Genomic DNA, 18,448 nt, shown 5'->3' on the forward strand with positions numbered 1-18,448 from the left:
CACGGTCCGATGACCGGCAGGCCGACGCTCGCGGTCGTGGGAGCGACCGGAGCCGTCGGCACGGTCATGCTCCAGATCCTGTCCCAGCGCGCGGACATCTGGGGCGAGATCCGCCTGATCGCCTCCCCGCGCTCGGCCGGCCGCAAGCTGGCCGTGCGCGGCGAGGAGGTCGAGGTGGTGGCCCTGACGGAGGACGCCTTCGCCGGGGTCGACATCGCGCTGTTCGACGTCCCGGACGAGGTCGCCGCCGAATGGGCGCCGGTCGCCGCCGCGCGCGGCGCGGTCGTCGTCGACAACTCCGGCGCCTTCCGCATGGACCCGGACGTGCCGCTGGTCGTGCCGGAGATCAACGCGCACGCGGTACGGTCCCGGCCGCGCGGGATCGTCGCCAACCCCAACTGCACGACCCTGACGATGATCGTCGCCCTGGGCGCGCTGCACGCCGAGTTCGGGCTGCGCGAGCTCGTGGTGTCCTCGTACCAGGCGGTGAGCGGGGCCGGGCGGGCCGGCGTGGAGACGCTGCGGGCCCAGCTCTCCCTGGTGGCCGGGACCGAGCTGGGCACCAAGCCCGGGGACGTACGGCGGGCCGTCGGGGACGACACCGGGCCGTTCCCGGAGCCGGTCGCGCTCAACGTCGTACCGTGGGCCGGGTCGCTGCGGGAGGACGGCTGGTCGTCGGAGGAGATGAAGGTCCGCGACGAGTCCCGGAAGATCCTCGGTCTGCCGGCGCTGCCGGTCGCCGTGACCTGTGTCCGGGTGCCGGTGATCACCACGCACTCGCTGACCGTCCACGCCCGCTTCCAGCGGGAGGTCGGTGTCGACGGGGCCCGCGAGATCCTCGCGACCGCGCCGGGCGTGGTGCTGTGCGACGACCCGGCGGCCGGCGAGTTCCCCACCCCCGCCGACGTGGTGGGCACCGACCCGACCTGGGTGGGCCGGGTGCGCCGGGCCCTGGACGACCCGACCGCGCTGGAACTCTTCGTCTGCGGTGACAACCTGCGCAAGGGGGCCGCGCTGAACTGCGCGCAGATCGCGGAGCTGATCGCGGCTGAGCTGTCCGCCCCCACGTAGCCGTTGAACTTTGTAGGATCTACGTAAGTACTGTGGCCGGGAGCATGGTCCAAATCCCTTGAACCACTCCCTGCCTGCGACAGAGGATTTCCCTCCCCGCCTTCCGCAACCGTACGGAGGCGGGGAGCGTCTTTGCGGTCACCCTTGCGGGACCTGGGGACGTGATGATCCTGGCGTGGGGACGCCGTGGTCGGGGCGTGGGGGCGCCCGTTCATATGGGACATAAGGGAAGAGCGGGACGCATGACGGCACTTGAGGCGCCGCCGGTTGTCGCACATGTGACGCCCGGCACGTACAACCCCCGAGGGGGGAAGCGTGTCCAACAGGCGTGGCAGAGGTACTCGAACTCAGTGTGGCCCGCGGCGGCACGGCCCTGCGGCCTCGCGCGGCGCTCCGGCCCCGCCCGCCCGGCGGCATGCCGGTGATCGCGCCCATGCCCGCCGCGCGGCCCGCCCGCATACCCAGTCAGCGTGACGGCGCCGAGGAGCCCGCGGGTGCCGTGGCGGCCGAGGCCGCCGGCACGACCGTCGACCACCTCACCGAGACCTACCGGGCGCACTACCGCTCACTGCTGGGTCTCGCCGCACTCCTCCTCGACGACACCGCCTCCTGCGAGGACGTCGTCCAGGAGGCGTTCATCCGCGTCCACTCGGCCCGCAAGCGCGTCCGCGACCCGGAGAAGACCCTCGCCTACCTGCGGCAGACGGTCGTCAACCTCTCCCGCTCCACGCTGCGCCGGCGCATCCTCGGCCTGAAGCTGCTCTCCAAGCCGATGCCCGACATGGCGAGCGCGGAAGAGGGCGCCTACGACCAGCTGGAGCGCCGGGACCTCATCAAGGCGATGAAGGGGCTCCAGCGCCGCCAGCGCGAGGTGCTCGTGCTGCGCTACTTCGCGGACATGACCGAGGCCCAGGTCGCCGAGACGCTCGGCATATCGCTGGGCTCGGTCAAGGCGTACGGTTCGCGGGGCATCGCCGCGCTGCGGGTCGCCATGGGGACACCGGCATGAGCGACCACGCCGAACAGGGCGCTTCCCATGACGGTCACTCCCATGAGCGCCACTCTCACGAACGTCACGAGCCCTACGCCTGGCACGAGCCGACGGAGCGCAACGGGCAACAGCACACGCCATCGCACGCTGGGAACGGAACTGTGAACCACGGCCCCGACGACAAGGGCCCGGAGAGGCTCGACGGAGTCCACGGCCCCGACCGGCCCGACTCCGACGAACTGGCCCTGCGCCGGCTGCTGCACTCGGCGGTCGACGACCTCGAACCCCGCACCGGCACCCTGGACCACCTGCGCCGGGCCGTCCCCGCGCGCCGCGCCCGCAAGCGCCAGGCCCTGGTCGGGATGGCCGCGGCGGCCCTCTTCATCGGCACCGCGATCCCTGCCCTCGTCCACGTCTCCCAGGCCGGCGGCTCCGACCCCAACACCGCGATGGCCGGCCAGTCCTCCCAGGCCCAGGGCGGCACCGGAGAGGGCAAGGAGAAGGACACCGGCAAGGGCGGCCCGAAGGACGCCGGCGGTACGACCGTCGCGCCCGGCAAGGAGTCCGGCCGGCCCGAGGGCAAGGGCACGAAGCCCGGCAGCGGCAGCGGCTCCACCGCCGGCGCCGGCCCCTCCGCCACGCCGGCCTCGGGCGTCCCGCTCTGTACGGCGACCCAGCTGGGCTCGGCCACCGGCAGCGCGAACGCGCCCGACACCGCGGGGGTCGTCTACGGCACCTTCCGCGTCACCAACATCTCCGGCACCGCCTGCGCGGTCGCCGGCACGGGCAGCATCACGCCGACCGCCCAGGGCGCTGCCGATCCGGCCAAGGTCCTCAGCGCCCGGCACGTGGCCGGCGACGCGGCGACCGCCCTGCCGGACCCGTCCCAGGAGGTCGCCGGGCTGGTGCTCCAGCCGGGCGCGGCGTACGAGGAGAAGTTCGCCTTCGTCCCCTCGGAGACCTGCCCCACCACCGGCGGTGACAGCGGTCCGGGCGACCCCGGCCCGACCGGTCCGTCGCCCGATCCGTCGCCCACCCAGAGTGCCTCCGGCGCCACGACCGACAGCACCGGCTCGGAGGGGGCCACCCCGCAACTCGCCACCGAGGACGGCACGGCCGACGGCAGTGTCACGGTGACCCACACGGCACAGGGTGGTTCGCCGACGGCGACGGCCGTGGTGTCCGGGGCGTGCGCGGGGACCGTCTACTACACCGGGCTGCTCCCGGGCGTCTGACGCTCCGCCGGGGGAGCGGGGTGCGTGGACGCCGTCCGACCGGGGGAGCGTGCGCGGGCGCGGGTCCGTCGTGGCTGGTCGCGCGGTTCCCCGCCCTGCTCTCGGGGCGGGGGGTCAGGCGGCCGGTACCGGAGGCTGTTCCGACTCCTCCGCCACCAGGCCCAGCGCGGCGTCCCGTTGGAACTCCAGCTCCCGCCGCAGCAGGCGGAACCACATGAAGACCACGAAGCCCGCGAACACGAACCACTCGCCGGTGTAACCGAGGTTCTGGAACGCCTTCAGGTCCAGCCCCGTACCACCCGGCGCGCTCGCGGGCACGGCCCTCATCCCGGCGTCCCCCTTGTCCAGGGTGACCCAGGCGTCGTACAGCCGGTACGGCACCAGGTTGACCAGCGACGCCGGGCTGATCGCCGCGGTCTGCCCGGCGGGGAGCCCTCCTTGCGCGCTGACCCCGTTGTCCCCGGGGGTCTCGGGCGCCTGCAGCGCACCGGTGACGGTGACCTCACCACGGGGCGGCGCCGGCGCCTTCGCCGCGTCCGCCGTACCCGGCAGCCAGCCCCGCACCACCGGCAGCGCCTTGCCGGAACCGGTGCGCAGCAGTGTCAGGACGTAGAAGCCGCGCTTGCCGTCCAGCTCCCGCCCGGGCACCAGCAACTGCTCCCCGTACCGCCCGCTCGCGGTGACCCGCCGACCCGACGTGCTCTTGTCGACGGGCAGCATCGAGTCCAGCGGGCGAGCGGCCTCGCCCCGGTCGGAGGCGGCCTGCTCGGTCGCGGCGCGGTGGTCCTGCACCCGCCCCTCGAACCGGCTCAGCTGCCACGACCCCATGAAGACGCAGAACGGGATGGCGAGCAGCACGAAGACGTTGATGCCCCACCAGCGGGGTGTCAGCAGAAACCGGTACACGCCCTCCACGGTACGGCGCCCGCCCCGGCGTCCACGCCTCGGGTCAGCTCTTGCTCGCCCTCAGGGAGTAGATCAGCGGGACGCGCGGATGGTCCGCCGGGAACCGGTGGTAGCCGTCGCGCACCTCGAAGTTCTTGAAGCGCGGGAAGAGCGACACGTCGTGCTCGTGCAGGAACTCGATGCGCAGCCCCGCCGCGGCGAGCGCGGAGACCACCTCCCCGAGGGGGTGCAGCCACTCCACGCTGCGGTTGTGGACGGTGACGGCGTCCAGGTCGGCGTAGGTCCCCGGTTCGTTCCACACCTGCGCGTCCCGGGTGAAGTAGTCGCGCACGACGCGGGTGCCGGTCTCGTCGTCCAGGGTCTCGGTGATCGGGTGGAACTCGGCGAGGTAGAGGAACCCGCCGGGCGCGACGAGGGAGGCGGCCGTATCCGCCCAGCGCCCGAGGTCCGGCAGCCAGCACAGGGCGCCCAGCCCGGTGTAGACGATGTCGTACGACGGCTCGGGCACGGCCGCGGCCGCGTCGTACACGTCGCTGGTGACGAAGGCCGCCCGGTCGGGGCCGTGGCCGAGGTCGGCGGCCAGCGCGCGGGCCGCCTCCACCGCGGGTGCGGAGAAGTCCAGGCCGACGACGCGGGCGGCGCCGCGGTGGAGCCAGGAGAGCGTGTCGGTGCCGATGTGGCACTGCAGGTGCAGCAGCGACTTGCCGGTGACGTCCCCGACCTCCGCCCGCTCGAAGTCCCGCAGGTCGTCCCGGCGGGTGCGGAAGCCGTCGAGGTCGTAGAAGGACCCGGCGACGTGGAGGGGGACCCTCTCGTCCCACATGGCCCGGTTGTCCTCGCGCCAGCCCTCGGGGACGGACGGGGACGACGGCCCCTCGGGTGCGGACGGAGAAGTGGTGGAAACGCGCATGCCGCGGAAGTTATCCACAGGCTGTGCGCTCCCGCCACCCAATTGTCGGCGCGGCCAGGCACTATGGGCGCATGACTGGGGCCATGAACGACGGCGGTACGCCGAGCACGCAGCACACACCCGACATGCCGGACTGGGAGAAGCGCTTCCGGGCGCCGCGGGTGTCGCTGCCCGACTGGGCGGAGGACGCGCCGGACCGCTCCCTGTTCGTGTCGAACGCGACGGGGACGTACGAGCTGTACGCCTGGGACAGAGCGACGGGCGAGCAGCGCCAGGCGACGTCCCGGCCGAACGGCACGACGGACGGCGTGCTCTCCCCGGACGGCGCCTTCATCTGGTGGTTCGACGACAAGGACGGCGACGAGTTCGGCATCTGGCGCCGCCAGCCGTTCACGGGCGGCCCGGACGAGCCGGCCGTGCCCGGTCTCGACCCGTCCTACCCGGCCGGCCTGGCCCTGTCCCGCGACGGCCGCACGGCGGTCGTCGGCCGCTCCACGGACGAGGAGGGGACGACGATCCACCTGGCCCGCGAGGGCGCGGACCCGGTGGAGATCTACCGCCACCGCGAGTCGGCGGGCGTCGGCGACCTCTCGCACGACGGCTCCCTGATCGCCGTGGAGCACACCGAGCACGGCGACGCCATGCACGCGGCCCTGCGGGTGCTCCGCCCGGACGGCACGACGGTCGCCGAGCTGGACGACACCAAGGGCGGCACCGAGGAGCTGGGCCTGGAGGTGCTGGGCTTCGCCCCGGTCGACGGCGACACCCGGCTGCTCATCGGCCACCAGCGCCGGGGCCGCTGGGAGCCGATGGTGTGGGACGTGGCCACCGGCGAGGAGACCGACCTGGCCCTGGACCTGCCCGGTGACGTCAGCGCCGAGTGGTACCCGGACGGCTCGGCCCTGCTCATCGTCCACGGCTTCGAGGCCCGCAGCGAGCTGTTCCGGTACGACGTGGCGACCCGCGAGCTGACCCGCATCCCCACCCCGCCCGGCACGGTCTCCGGCGCGACCGCCCGCCCCGACGGCAGCGTGGAGTACCTGTGGTCGTCGGCCGCCGAGCCCCCGGCGGTCCGCTCCACGGCCGGCGGTGTGGTGCTGGACCCGCCGGGCATGGCGTGCCCGGCGTCGGTGCCGGTGGAGGACGTGTGGGTGGAGGGCCCCGGCGGCCGCATCCACGCCCTGGTCCAGAAGCCGGCGGGCGCCACGGGCCCCCTGCCCACCGTGTTCGACCTGCACGGCGGCCCGACCTGGCACGACAGCGACTCCTTCGCCGCCGGCCCGGCCGCCTGGGTCGACCACGGGTACGCGGTGGTCCGCATCAACTACCGCGGCTCCACCGGCTACGGCCGCGCCTGGACGGACGCCCTCAAGCACCGCGTCGGCCTGATCGAGCTGGAGGACGTGGCGGCGGTGCGCGACTGGGCGGTCTCCTCCGGTCTCGCCGACCCCGCCCGCCTGATCCTGACCGGCGCCTCCTGGGGCGGCTACCTGACCCTGCTCGGCGTCGGCACCCAGCCGGAGGCCTGGGCGCTGGGCATCGCGGTGGTGCCCGTCGCGGACTACGTCACCGCGTACCACGACGAGATGGAGTCCCTGAAGGCCATGGACCGCACCCTGCTGGGCGGCACCCCGGAGGAGGTCCCGGAGCGCTTCGAGGCGTCCTCCCCGCTGACGTACGTCGACCAGGTCAAGGCCCCGGTCCACATCTCGGCGGGGGTCAACGACCCGCGCTGCCCGATCCGTCAGATCGACAACTACGTCAAGAGACTGGAGGCCCGGGGCGCGGTCCACGAGGTGTACCGGTACGACGCGGGGCACGGCTCGCTGGTCGTGGACGAGCGGATCAAGCAGGTGAGACTGGAGCTGGAGTTCGCGGCACGGCACCTGCCCGCCTAGGACGGGCCCTGGGGTCAGCGCAGCTCCGCGAGGCCCCTTCGGGTGGCGGCGACCACCACCCGGTCGCCCTTGCCCAGCACATGGGAGGAAGAGGTGTCGGCGCGGCCCAGCAGCGCCAGCACCCGCCAGGACCCGGCCCGGAAGGCCTCCCGCACGGTCCGGCCCTCCAGCTGGGGATGCCCGTCCACGTCCACCGCGGCGAACAGCAGCACCCTCCGCTCCACGGCGACGGCCCCGAGCACCTGCCGCCCCAGCATGGCCCCGGCGAACGCGGGGGCGGCCAGGTGGGTGACGCTCCGGCTCCGGGTCAGCGCCCGCGGGTAGGCGGTGCGGAGGGTGCGGTACACGGCGGTGGCGAAGTCGTCGTCGTACAGCCGCAGCACCACCCGAAGATCGGGCCGTACGGTCCGCGCGTAGAGCACGGCCTCCAGGTTGGTGGTGTCGGAGCTGGTCACCGCGAGCAGGGCCTGGGCCCGTCGGATCTGGGCGGCCTCCAGGACGCCTTCCTGGGTGACGTCCCCGAGCACCACCGGCACCCGCAGCCGGCGGGCGGTGGCCAGACCCCGCGCCTCCGGATCGGACTCGACGCACACCACGGGGATGTCCAGTTCCCGCAGCCGGGTCAGCACCCGGGTGCCGATCTTGCCGAGCCCGAGCAGGACGACGTGTCCGCTCAGCCCGCGCGGAGGCTTGCGCAGGGCGGAGGCGGTGCGGAAGGTGCCGAACGCCTCCAGCGCGGCGGCCAGCAGCAACGGCAGCAGCAGCAACCCGACGAGCGCGGAGAGGAGTTGCAGGAGCTGGCGGCCCAGGGGCTCCCTGAGGGCAGGGTCGTCGATCGCGAACAGGTCGAGGAGGGTGATGTAGAAGGCGCGCAGCGGATGGATGCCGGTGACCAGCCACAGGGCGACGGCGAGGCCGACCACGCAGCCGGCGAGCACGGCCAGGGACCAGCGCAGCCGCCGGGAGAACAGGGAGCCGAGCGGCGGTACGCCGGTCATCGCGCGACGGGCCGGCGCGGCGGACTCGCCATCGGCCGCGGCGGAGACGTGTTCCAGCACCACGGCCTGCCGTCCGGCGGCCTGCCGGACCTCCTCGTCGTCGGGGAGCAGCCGGGGCTGTTGTTCCCCGGCGCCGTACGGGCCTTCGGTGCCGGCCGGGTCGGCGCCCGAGAGCAGGGCGAGGGTGTGCAGCCCGGTGCCGGGGCCGTCCCCGGACAGCGGCCGTTCCACGGCCCGCAGCAGCAGGCCCTCGGTCTGGACGACCCTGCCGGTGCCGGCGACGGCGGTGGCGGCCAGCGCGGGCGCGGCGGTGTCGGCGTCGGACAGCACGGTGGTGGAGGCCTCGGTGGCGGTGTCCGTGCCGCCGTCGTCCCCGGCGGCCAACGCGGCGGCCTGGTCGAGGAGTTCCTCGATGTGCTGACCCAGCCGCCGGTTGTACAGCCGCAGGACGAGCCGCAGCCGGGGGTTGAGCCGGCGGGCGGTCAGGGCGGCCCGGATGTTGGTCTCGTCGTCGTCGTACACGAGGGCCAGTGCGGCGGCCCGGGCCACCCCGGCCTCGGCGAGCACCGCCTCGGTCAGCTCGGCGGCCTCCAGCACCCCGTCGCCTTCGGGGTGTTGACCGGCCGTGGTGCCGGCGGGCTGCCCGCCCGTGCCGGAGCGGCCGACGGTGCCCACGGCGGCGCTGACCACGCGGTCGAACAGCGCGGCCGACGCGGACCGGGCGCGGCCGACCACCGGGGGCCGCACGGTGCGCTCGTTCGGCGGCACGACGAGGGTGACCTGCTCGCCGTAGACCCCGCGCAACTCGGCGGCCAGCCGGTGCGCGAGCCCGTCGTCACCGCAGACCACCATGTGCGCCGGCGGGGACCCCGGCCCCCCTTGATACGGAACGCTCGCCACGAGGGAAAAGAGTGCACCAAGGAGTTGAGTGGTTCCAGCAACGGTCTGAACGTCCGTGCCGGAACCCGCGTAGGGAAGGGGAGGGAGAGCAGCAGCCGGAGGGAACCGCCCGTGGCCATCACCGAAGACGCCCCGCCGGGCACCGACGCGAGCCCTGCGGGCCCCCCGGGTGGCCCGCGGCTCAGCTCCCCGCTGGTGCTGACCCTGGTGCTCCTGATGGCCGTGCTCGCGCAGTCGCCGATCCGCGGGGCCCTCGGCACGCCGCTGATGCAGACCTGGACGACGGTGTTCGTGGCGGTGACCGTCCAGGCGCTGCCGTTCCTGGTGCTGGGTGTGCTGCTGTCGGCGGCGATCGCGGTGTTCGTCCCGGCGTCCTTCTTCGCGCGCGCCCTGCCGCGCCGGCCCGCCCTCGCCGTGCCCGTGGCGGGGGTCGCGGGCGCGGTGCTGCCGGGCTGCGAGTGCGCCTCGGTGCCGGTGGCGGGCGCCCTGGTCCGCCGGGGCGTGACCCCCGCCGCCGCCCTGGCGTTCCTGCTCTCCGCGCCCGCGATCAACCCGGTGGTGCTGACCGCCACCGCCGTCGCCTTCCCCGGGCACCCGGAGATGGTCCTGGCCCGCTTCCTGGCGAGCCTGCTGGTGGCCTGCGCGATGGGCTGGCTGTGGCAGCGGCTGGGCCGGACCGACTGGCTGCGCCCCCCGGCCCACGGCGCGCACGAGGGCGCGACCAAGGGGGAGGCGTTCTGGGGTGCGGTCCGGCACGACGTCATGCACGCCGGCGGGTTCCTGGTGCTGGGCGCGACGGCCGCGGCCACCCTGAAGGCGGCGGTCCCGGCGGACTGGCTGCGCACGGCCGCCGGCACCCCGCTGGTCTCGGTGCTCGCCCTCGCCGTGCTCGCCGTCCTGCTGTCGATCTGCTCGGAGGCGGACGCGTTCGTCGCCGCCTCCCTCACCCAGTTCTCCCCGACGGCCAAGCTGGTGTTCCTGGTGGTGGGCCCGATGATCGACCTCAAGCTGTTCGCGATGCAGGCCGGCACCTTCGGCCGTGCCTTCGCGCTCCGGTTCGCGCCCGCCACCTTCGCGCTGGCCGTCGCGGGCGCCGTACTGACCGGGGCGGTGCTGCTGTGAACCGCCAGGCCCAGGCGGCCGTCCTGTTCCTGCTCGGCGGCGCGCTGCTGCACGCGGGCACCACCGACCTGTACCTGCGGTACGTCAAGGCGGGCCTGCGCCCGCTGCTGCTGGCCTCGGGCGCGGTCCTGATCGCGGCGGCCCTGGCGACGGCCTGGTACGAGCGCCGGCGCGACCGGGAGCGGCACCCGCACCCCGAGCCGCGTGGCGCCTGGCTGCTCCTGCTGCCGCTCCTCGCCCTGATCCTGGTCGCACCGCCCGCCCTCGGCTCCTACAGCGCCCTGCGCTCCGGCACGGCCCTGCAGAAGCCGTACGCCTACGGGCCGCTGCCGGCCGGCGATCCGGTGCCGCTCTCCGTCGTCGACTACGCCTCCCGCGCGGCCTACGGACACGGCCGCTCCCTGCACGGCCGTGCCGTCCGGGTCACCGGCTTCCTGGCCCTGGACCACGCGGGCCGGCCCTACCTGGTCCGCATGGCCCTCAACTGCTGTGCCGCGGACGCCCAGCCGGTGAAGATCGCGCTGACCGGCGCGCTGCCGCCGGTCCTGCGCCCGGACGCGTGGCTGGAGGTGACGGGCACGTACGCCCCCGGGCTGATCCACGACCCGGTGAACAACGGCCCGATCCCGTACCTGAAGGTCGCCTCCACCCGCCCGGTCACGGCACCGCGCGACCCGTACGACGAGACCTGGAACACCTGACCGGCACCGGCCACCTGCACCGGTCAGCCCGGCCCTGGCTACCGGTCGGCCGCCGCGCTGTCGAGGTCGAAGCGGGCGAGGTCCCTGAGCCACACCTCCGCGTTGCCGTCCGAGGGGGCCCGCCAGTCGCCGCGCGGGGAGAGGGAGCCGCCCGCCGACACCTTCGGGCCGTTCGGCATGGCCGAGCGCTTGAACTGCGAGAACGCGAAGAACCGGCGGCAGAACACCTCCAGCCAGTGCCGGATCTCCCGCAGGTCGTACGCCACCCGCTTGGCCTCGGGGAAGTTCGGCGGCCAGGCGCCGGACTTCGCGTCGTGCCAGGCGTGCCAGGCCAGGAAGGCGATCTTCGAGGGCCGGAAGCCGTAGCGCAGCACCTGGAAGAGGGTGAAGTCGTGCAGCGCGTACGGGCCGATCTTCGACTCGGTGGACTGCATCTCCTCGCCCGGCACCAGCTCCGGGCTGATCTCGGTGTCCAGGATCGCGGCCAGGACCTCGCCGGTCTCCTCGTCGAACTGGCCGCTGTTGATCACCCAGCGGATCAGGTGCTGGATGAAGGTCTTCGGCACCCCCGAGTTGACGTTGTAGTGGCTCATCTGGTCGCCGACGCCGTACGTGGACCAGCCGAGCGCCAGCTCGGAGAGGTCGCCGGTGCCCAGGACGATGCCGCCGCGCTGGTTGGCCAGCCGGAACAGGTAGTCGGTGCGCAGACCGGCCTGCACGTTCTCGAAGGTGACGTCGTACACCGGCTCGCCGGAGGCGAACGGGTGGCCGATCTCCTTCAGCATCAGCCGCGCGGTCGGCGTGATGTCCAGCTCGGCGGCGGTGACACCGAGCGCCCGCATCAGCTTGTGCGCGTTGTCCTTGGTGTGGTCGCTGGTGGCGAAGCCGGGCAGGGTGAAGGCCAGGATGTCACTGCGCGGGCGGCCCGCTCGGTCCATCGCCCGGGCGGCGACGATCAGCGCGTGCGTGGAGTCCAGACCGCCGGACACACCGATGACCACCTTCGGCCCGCCGATCGCCGCGAGCCGCTGCTGGAGGCCGGCGACCTGGATGTTGTAGGCCTCGTAGCAGTCCAGGGCGAGCCGCTCGGGGTCGGCGGGCACGAACGGGAAGCGCTCCACCCGCCGGCGCAGCCCGAGGTCGGTGAGCGGCGGGTCCAGCTCGAAGGAGACCGTCCGGAAGTCACCGGTCCGGGCGGCGTGGGCCCGGCGGTTGTCGTCGAAGGTGCCCATCCGGTGCCGCTCCTGCCGCAGCAGGTCGAGGTCCACGTCGGCGACGGCGTACTGGTCGCCGAGCGGGAAGCGGCCGGTCTCGGCGAGCAGCACCCCGTTCTCGTAGATCATGGTCTGCCCGTCCCAGGACAGGTCGGTGGTCGACTCGCCCAGGCCCGCCGCCGCGTAGACGTACGCGGCCAGGCAGCGGGAGGACGCCGAGCGGCACAGCAGCTTGCGGTCCTCGGCCCGGCCGACCGTGATCGGGCTGCCCGACAGGTTCACCAGCACGGTCGCCCCGGCGAGGGCGGCTTCCGCGCTCGGCGGCACCGGCACCCACATGTCCTCGCAGATCTCGGTGTGCAGCACGAGCCCCGGCACGTCCTCGGCCGCGAACAGCAGATCCACCCCGAACGGCACCTCGGCACCCGCGACCCGGATGGTCCCGCCCCGCTCGTCGTGCCCGTCGGCGATCTGCCGGCGCTCGTAGAACTCGCGGTAGGTCGGCGGGTACGACTTCGGTACGACACCGAGGATCCGGCCGCGGTGCACGATCACCGCGCAGTTGTAGATCCGGTGGCGGTGGCGCAGCGGGGCACCGACGACCAGCACCGGCAGCAGCTCCGCCGACCCGGCCACGACGGTCCGCAGGGCCGCCTCGACCTGGTCGAGCAGCGCGTCCTGGAGCAGCAGGTCCTCGATCGAGTAGCCGGTCAGGCCCAGCTCGGGGAAGACGGCGACGGCGACGCCCTCGTCCGCGCACCCGCGCGCCAGGCGCAGGACCGCTTCGGCGTTGGCCCGCGGGTCGGCGATGACGGTGTGGCCGGTGCACGCGGCGACGCGCGCGAAGCCGTGGCTGTAGAGCGACCAGAAGTTCAACGGGGCTTCCTTCATGTCTGGAAGCCTAGATCCCGGCCGCGCCGGGCTCCTCGGGCACACCGGGTCCGCCGGTACTCGGGCCACCGGTCCGTCGTGCTGCTCGGGCGCGGTACGCCGGGGTACCCGGGCGGACCTGAGTACGTGCGCTCTGGCCGGTGCCGGTGCGGACCGGAAGGCTGGAGGCATGCGCCAAGACCTTCTGAAACTCAGTCTCCGGATGCTCGCGGCCCTCGCGTCCGCCCTGGTCGCCATGGCGGCGTGGGCCGCCTGGCTGGGCTGGGACCAGCGGCGGGACGTGCACCCGGACGGCTCGACGACCGGCCCGTACGAGGCATGGCAGGTGATCGGGCTGGTGCTCACGCTGCTGGTGCCGGTGTACTGGGCCGTGTCCCGGGGGCACACCGTGAGCGCGGTCCTCGGCACCACGGCCGGGCTGACGGCCGCGGCCTGGTACGACTGGTCGGACGACGCCAGCGGCCTCTTCGTGATCGGCGTGGGCCTGGTCATGATCGGCAGCCTCGCCGGGACCGCCGTCGTCTCCGGAGTGATCGCCCTGGCCGGGCGGGGCATGCGCCGCGCCGCGTCCTGACCGGCGCGACCGCACGGGAACGGACCACACCCCCCGTGGGCCGGAGGCGTAAGAGTCGCGTCAAGGCCGCACGGGCGGCCGTATGAGGGCCGTCAACGGGTGACGTGTTCCGGCCGGACCGGCGTTTTCCTCGAAGCGTCCGTTTCCGCCGAACCTCACTCAGGAGTCCGCGATGGCCGACCTGGCCTTCGTCGTCACCGTGCTCGCGGCTTTCGCGCTGGTGGCTCTCGTCGCCAAGGGGGTGACGAAGCTGTGACCGCCGAAACCGTCGTCGGCCTGGTCGTGGCCGTCGCCCTGCTGGGCTATCTCGTCCTCGCCCTGGTCTTCCCGGAGAGGTTCTGAGCGCCCCATGGGTCCCGTACCGGCCGGCGTGCTCCAGCTGCTCGCCCTGGTGGGCGCGCTGGCGCTCGTCCACGTCCCCTTCGGCACTTACATGGCCCGGGTCTACTCCTCACCGCGGCACCTGCGCGTGGAGAGATGGATCTACAAGGGCATCGGTGCCGACCCCGACACCGAGATGACCTGGCCCGCGTACCTGCGCGCGGTCCTCGCCTTCTCGCTCGTCGGCGTCCTCTTCCTCTACCTGCTCCAGCGGCTCCAGGGCGTGCTGCCCGGCTCGCTCGGCTTCTCCTCGGTCGACCCGGCGCAGTCGTTCAACACGGCCGTGTCGTTCGTGACCAACACCAACTGGCAGTCGTACTACGGCGAGCAGACGATGGGTCACGTCGTGCAGACCGCCGGTCTGGCCGTGCAGAACTTCGTCTCGGCGGCCGTGGGCATGGCCGTGGCCGTGGCGCTGGTGCGCGGGTTCGCACGCTCGCGCACCGGTGAGCTCGGCAACTTCTGGTCCGACCTGGTGCGCGGCACGCTGCGCGTCCTGGTGCCGGTCGCCGCCGTCGCCGCGGTGGTCCTCGTCGCCTGCGGCGTGATCCAGAACTTCTCCGGCATCCACGAGGTCGGGCAGTTCATGGGCGGCTCCCAGCAGTGGAACGGCGGCGCGGTCGCCTCGCAGGAGGCCATCAAGGAGCTGGGCACCAACGGCGGCGGCTACTTCAACGCCAACAGCGCCCACCCCTTCGAGAACCCCACCCCGTTCACCAACCTCTTCGAGATCTTCCTCATCCTCGTCATCCCGTTCTCGCTGACCCGCACCTTCGGCGTGCTCGTCGGCTCGGTGCGGCAGGGGTACGCGATCCTCGGCACGATGGCCGCCATCTGGCTCGGCTTCACCGCCCTGATGATGTGGACCGAGTTCGCCCACCACGGCCCGGCGCTCCAGGCCGCGGGCGGGGCGATGGAGGGCAAGGAGGTCCGCTTCGGGGTCGGAGGCTCCTCGATCTTCGCCGTGGCCACGACTCTGACCTCGACCGGTGCGGTGGACTCCTTCCACTCCTCCTTCACCGGCCTCGGCGGCGGCGTCACGATGCTGAGCATGATGCTGGGCGAGATCGCGCCCGGCGGCACCGGCTCCGGCCTCTACGGCATCCTGATCATGGCGGTCATCGCGGTGTTCCTCGCCGGCCTGATGGTGGGCCGTACGCCCGAGTACCTGGGCAAGAAGATCGGGGCCCGGGAGATGAAGCTCGCCGCCTGCTACCTCCTCGTCACCCCGGCGCTGGTGCTCGTCTTCACGGCGGCCTCCATGGCGCTGCCGACCCCGCCGCACTCGATGCTCAACCCGGGCGCGCACGGCTTCTCCGAGGTGCTGTACGCCTTCACCTCCGCCGCCAACAACAACGGCTCGGCCTTCGCCGGGCTGAACGCGAACACCGACTGGTTCAACACCATGACCGGGCTCGCCATGCTGTTCGGCCGCTTCCTGCCCATGGTCTTCGTCCTGGCGCTGGCCGGCTCGCTCGCCGGTCAGCGGCCGGTGCCGGTCACCGCGGGCACCCTGCGCACCGAGAAACCGCTGTTCACCGGCCTGCTGGTGGGCGCGATCCTGATCATCACCGGTCTCACGTACTTCCCGGCCCTGGCGCTGGGACCGCTCGCGGAAGGGCTCGCGTGATGACCACCCGCACAGAGAAGTCAGAGGACTCCATGTCCACAGTCACACCCACCCGGGCGCCGCACAGCGACGTGCCGACCGCGCACGGGCCCACGGAGGGCCGTGTCGGAGCGGGTCTGTTCGACCCCGAGCAGCTGGTCAGGTCCCTGCCGGAGGCCTTCCGCAAGCTGGACCCGCGGGTGATGGTCAAGTCGCCCGTGATGTTCGTGGTGTGGATCGGCTCGGTGCTGACCACCGCCTTCTCCTTCCAGGACCCGGGCGACTGGTTCGGCTGGACCATCAGCGCCTGGCTGTGGCTGACCGTGCTCTTCGCCAACCTGGCGGAGGCGGTGGCCGAGGGCCGGGGCAAGGCGCAGGCCGCCACCCTGCGCAAGGCCAAGACGGACACGGTCGCGAGGCGTCTGCTCAAGGACGGGTCGGAAGAGCGGGTGCCGGGTACCGAGCTGAGGATCGGCGACCTGGTGGTCTGCGAGGCCGGTGACGTGATCCCCGGCGACGGAGATGTCGTCGAGGGCGTGGCGTCGGTGGACGAGTCGGCGATCACCGGCGAGTCCGCGCCCGTCATCCGTGAGTCCGGCGGCGACCGCAGCGCCGTCACGGGCGGCACGAAGGTGCTGTCCGACCGGATCGTCATCAGGATCACGACGAAGCCGGGCGAGACCTTCATCGACCGGATGATCAGCCTGGTCGAGGGCGCGGCCCGGCAGAAGACACCGAACGAGATCGCGCTGAACATCCTGCTGGCCTCGCTGACCATCGTCTTCCTGCTGGCCTGCGCCACGCTGCCGCCGTTCGCCACGTACGCGGGCACGCACCTGACCATGGTCGTGCTGGTCGCCCTGCTGGTCTGCCTGATCCCGACCACCATCGGCGCCCTGCTCTCCGCGATCGGCATCGCGGGCATGGACCGGCTGGTGCAGCGCAACGTGCTGGCCATGTCGGGCCGTGCGGTCGAGGCCGCCGGTGACGTCTCCACCCTGCTGCTGGACAAGACCGGCACGATCACCCTGGGCAACCGCCAGGCCGCCGCGTTCCTGCCGGTGCGCGGGACGACGGAGGCGGAGGTCGCCGACGCGGCCCAGCTGTCGTCGCTGGCCGACGAGACGCCCGAGGGCCGCTCGGTCGTCGTCCTGGCGAAGGAGAGGTACGGGCTGCGCGAGCGGCACCAGGGCGAGCTGGCCGGCGCGCAGTGGGTCGAGTTCACCGCCCAGACCCGCATGTCGGGTGTGGACGTCGAAGGCCGGAGGGTCCGCAAGGGTGCCACGGCCTCGGTCATCGCCTGGGTCGAGGAGCAGGGCGGCACGGTCGCCGAGGACGCCGGGGCGACGGCCGAGCGGATCTCCGCGGCGGGCGGGACCCCGCTGCTGGTCGCCGTACAGGACGACAAGGGCGCCCGCGTGCTCGGCGTCATCCACCTCAAGGACGTCGTCAAGCACGGCATGCGGGAACGGTTCGAGGAACTGCGCCGCATGGGCATCAAGACCGTCATGATCACGGGCGACAACCCGCTGACCGCCAAGGCCATCGCGGAGGAGGCGGGCGTGGACGACTTCCTCGCCGAGGCCACCCCCGAGGACAAGATGGCCCTCATCAAGCGGGAGCAGGCCGGCGGCAAGCTGGTCGCGATGACCGGCGACGGCACGAACGACGCACCGGCCCTCGCCCAGGCCGACGTCGGCGTGGCCATGAACACCGGCACGTCGGCCGCGAAGGAGGCCGGCAACATGGTCGACCTCGACTCCGACCCGACCAAACTCATCGAGATCGTCGAGATCGGCAAGCAACTCCTCATCACCCGGGGCGCGCTGACCACGTTCTCCATCGCCAACGACGTCGCGAAGTACTTCGCGATCATCCCGGCGCTCTTCGCGGCGGTCTACCCGGGCCTGGACAAACTCAACATCATGCGGCTGTCCTCGCCCGACTCCGCGATCCTGTCGGCCGTCGTCTTCAACGCGCTGATCATCATCGCGCTGGTGCCGCTGTCGCTGCGGGGCGTGCGGTACCGGCCGATGAGCGCGGACCGGATGCTCCGGCGCAACCTCGCCGTCTACGGCGTCGGCGGACTGATCGCGCCCTTCGCCGGTATCAAGCTCATCGACCTGATCGTCTCCCTGATCCCCGGAATCCGGTGAAGGACATGAACCACCCCTTCGCGCACACCGCGCGGCTGCTCGGCGCGGGGCTGCGGGCCCTGCTGGTGCTGACCGTGCTCACGGGCGCCCTCTATCCGCTGGCGGTCACCGGTGTCGCCCAGGCGCTGTTCACGCACCAGGCGAACGGCTCCGAGACCAGGGGGGACGGCAAGGTCGTCGGCTCGTCCCTGATCGGCCAACAGGGCTACAGCCTCAGGTACTTCCAGCCCCGCCCCGCCGACGGCCTCGGACAGAACTCGATCAACACGCGGTACAAGCTGATCCTCTCGGGCGCGACCAACCTCGCCGCGGACAGCAAGGTGCTCCTCAAGCAGGTCGAGGACGCCAAGGCCGCCGTGGTGCGGGACAACTCGGTCCCCGGCCACCCGGTCGAGCCCTCCCAGGTCCCCGCCGACGCCGTCACCTCCTCCGGCTCCGGCCTGGACCCGGACATCTCCCCGGCCTACGCCGAACTCCAGGTCCGCCGGGTCGCCGCCCGCAACCACCTGCCCGTGCCCCAGGTCGAGCAACTGGTCAAGGCCCACACGACCGGCCGCACCCTCGGCTTCATCGGGGAACCCCGGGTGAACGTCCTGGACCTGAACATCGCGCTGAAGGAGCTGGTGGCGAAGAGCTGACGGGGGCGACGATTCCGGGCAACGGCGGGGCGGTGGCTTGGGGCGGTGGCCTCGGGTCGGTGGCTTTGGAGTGGTGGCTTTGGGTCGGTGGTTCTGAAGCGATGGCCCTCGGGCGGTGGCTCTGGAGCGGTGACTTCGGGCTGGTGGCCCTGAGCGGTGGCCCTGGATCGACGGCCCCCGACCGGTGGCCCTGAGCGATGGCCCTGGATCGACGGCCCCCGACCGGTGGCCCTGAGCGATGGCCCTGGATCGA

At 72.9% G+C, this 18,448-nt stretch carries 15 protein-coding genes; 11 read left to right on the plus strand and 4 right to left on the minus strand.

All coding sequences use genetic code 11. From position 1 onward, the window contains the following. Positions 1-9: 9 nt before the first annotated feature. The 3 genes from ACH4LD_RS29715 (at position 10) to ACH4LD_RS29725 (ending at position 3,297) form a co-directional block, all read left to right on the plus strand. Positions 10-1,071 carry an aspartate-semialdehyde dehydrogenase gene (locus tag ACH4LD_RS29715; protein WP_132784653.1) on the plus strand — a complete coding sequence of 354 codons (1,062 nt, stop codon included), beginning with the start codon at positions 10-12 and terminating at the stop codon, positions 1,069-1,071. A gap of 328 nt (positions 1,072-1,399) precedes the next feature. After that, positions 1,400-2,080: a SigE family RNA polymerase sigma factor gene (locus ACH4LD_RS29720; protein WP_132784652.1), complete on the plus strand. Its 681-nt coding sequence runs from the start codon at positions 1,400-1,402 to the stop codon at positions 2,078-2,080. A 143-nt stretch (positions 2,081-2,223) separates the two neighbouring features. Continuing rightward, positions 2,224-3,297: a hypothetical protein gene (locus ACH4LD_RS29725; RefSeq protein ID WP_398054684.1), complete on the plus strand. Its 1,074-nt coding sequence runs from the start codon at positions 2,224-2,226 to the stop codon at positions 3,295-3,297. Between the two features lie 114 nt (positions 3,298-3,411). On the opposite strand, the gene ACH4LD_RS29730 is transcribed toward ACH4LD_RS29725, so the two are convergent. Together ACH4LD_RS29730 and ACH4LD_RS29735 are read right to left on the minus strand one after the other, a co-directional pair. Then, on the minus strand, positions 3,412-4,203 hold the full coding sequence (locus ACH4LD_RS29730) for an SURF1 family protein (RefSeq protein WP_398054683.1): 792 nt from the start codon (positions 4,201-4,203) through the stop codon (positions 3,412-3,414). 43 nt (positions 4,204-4,246) lie between these two features. Continuing rightward, on the minus strand, positions 4,247-5,026 hold the full coding sequence (locus tag ACH4LD_RS29735; protein WP_398054976.1) for a class I SAM-dependent methyltransferase: 780 nt from the start codon (positions 5,024-5,026) through the stop codon (positions 4,247-4,249). Positions 5,027-5,196: 170 nt separating this feature from the next. On the opposite strand from ACH4LD_RS29735, the gene ACH4LD_RS29740 reads away from it, so the two are divergent. Further along, positions 5,197-7,011, plus strand: a complete 1,815-nt coding sequence (locus ACH4LD_RS29740; RefSeq protein WP_398054975.1) for a S9 family peptidase — start codon at positions 5,197-5,199, stop codon at positions 7,009-7,011. A 14-nt stretch (positions 7,012-7,025) separates the two neighbouring features. Here the strand turns inward: ACH4LD_RS29740 and ACH4LD_RS29745 are convergent, their stop codons facing one another. Beyond that, positions 7,026-8,861 carry a potassium channel family protein gene (locus ACH4LD_RS29745; RefSeq protein ID WP_398054682.1) on the minus strand — a complete coding sequence of 612 codons (1,836 nt, stop codon included), beginning with the start codon at positions 8,859-8,861 and terminating at the stop codon, positions 7,026-7,028. A gap of 159 nt (positions 8,862-9,020) precedes the next feature. On the opposite strand from ACH4LD_RS29745, the gene ACH4LD_RS29750 reads away from it, so the two are divergent. Continuing rightward, the gene (locus tag ACH4LD_RS29750; RefSeq protein WP_398054681.1) at positions 9,021-10,031 is read left to right on the plus strand and encodes a permease; all 1,011 of its coding nucleotides are present in this window, start codon (positions 9,021-9,023) and stop codon (positions 10,029-10,031) included. Beyond that, the gene (locus tag ACH4LD_RS29755) at positions 10,028-10,732 is read left to right on the plus strand and encodes a TIGR03943 family putative permease subunit (protein ID WP_398054680.1); all 705 of its coding nucleotides are present in this window, start codon (positions 10,028-10,030) and stop codon (positions 10,730-10,732) included. The genes ACH4LD_RS29750 and ACH4LD_RS29755 overlap by 4 nt, the downstream gene beginning before the upstream one ends. Before the next feature lie 38 nt (positions 10,733-10,770). Here the strand turns inward: ACH4LD_RS29755 and ACH4LD_RS29760 are convergent, their stop codons facing one another. Then, positions 10,771-12,837 carry an NAD(+) synthase gene (locus tag ACH4LD_RS29760; protein ID WP_398054679.1) on the minus strand — a complete coding sequence of 689 codons (2,067 nt, stop codon included), beginning with the start codon at positions 12,835-12,837 and terminating at the stop codon, positions 10,771-10,773. Between the two features lie 169 nt (positions 12,838-13,006). Here ACH4LD_RS29760 and ACH4LD_RS29765 point away from each other — a divergent pair, with 169 nt between their 5' ends. From ACH4LD_RS29765 to ACH4LD_RS29785, 5 genes are all read left to right on the plus strand, one after another. Beyond that, positions 13,007-13,411, plus strand: a complete 405-nt coding sequence (locus ACH4LD_RS29765) for a hypothetical protein (RefSeq protein ID WP_398054678.1) — start codon at positions 13,007-13,009, stop codon at positions 13,409-13,411. Positions 13,412-13,663: 252 nt separating this feature from the next. Then, a complete protein-coding gene (gene kdpF / locus ACH4LD_RS29770) occupies positions 13,664-13,753 on the plus strand; it encodes a K(+)-transporting ATPase subunit F (protein WP_037629700.1) in 90 nt (29 codons plus the stop codon). 7 nt (positions 13,754-13,760) lie between these two features. Continuing rightward, positions 13,761-15,422 carry a potassium-transporting ATPase subunit KdpA gene (gene kdpA / locus ACH4LD_RS29775; protein ID WP_398054677.1) on the plus strand — a complete coding sequence of 554 codons (1,662 nt, stop codon included), beginning with the start codon at positions 13,761-13,763 and terminating at the stop codon, positions 15,420-15,422. Between the two features lie 32 nt (positions 15,423-15,454). Continuing rightward, a complete protein-coding gene (kdpB, locus tag ACH4LD_RS29780) occupies positions 15,455-17,557 on the plus strand; it encodes a potassium-transporting ATPase subunit KdpB (protein WP_398054676.1) in 2,103 nt (700 codons plus the stop codon). A 5-nt stretch (positions 17,558-17,562) separates the two neighbouring features. Then, positions 17,563-18,195 carry a potassium-transporting ATPase subunit C gene (locus ACH4LD_RS29785; protein ID WP_398054675.1) on the plus strand — a complete coding sequence of 211 codons (633 nt, stop codon included), beginning with the start codon at positions 17,563-17,565 and terminating at the stop codon, positions 18,193-18,195. Positions 18,196-18,448: the final 253 nt, after the last annotated feature.

This window comes from Streptomyces sp. NPDC017676 (assembly GCF_044329325.1).
Classification (GTDB): domain Bacteria; phylum Actinomycetota; class Actinomycetes; order Streptomycetales; family Streptomycetaceae; genus Streptomyces.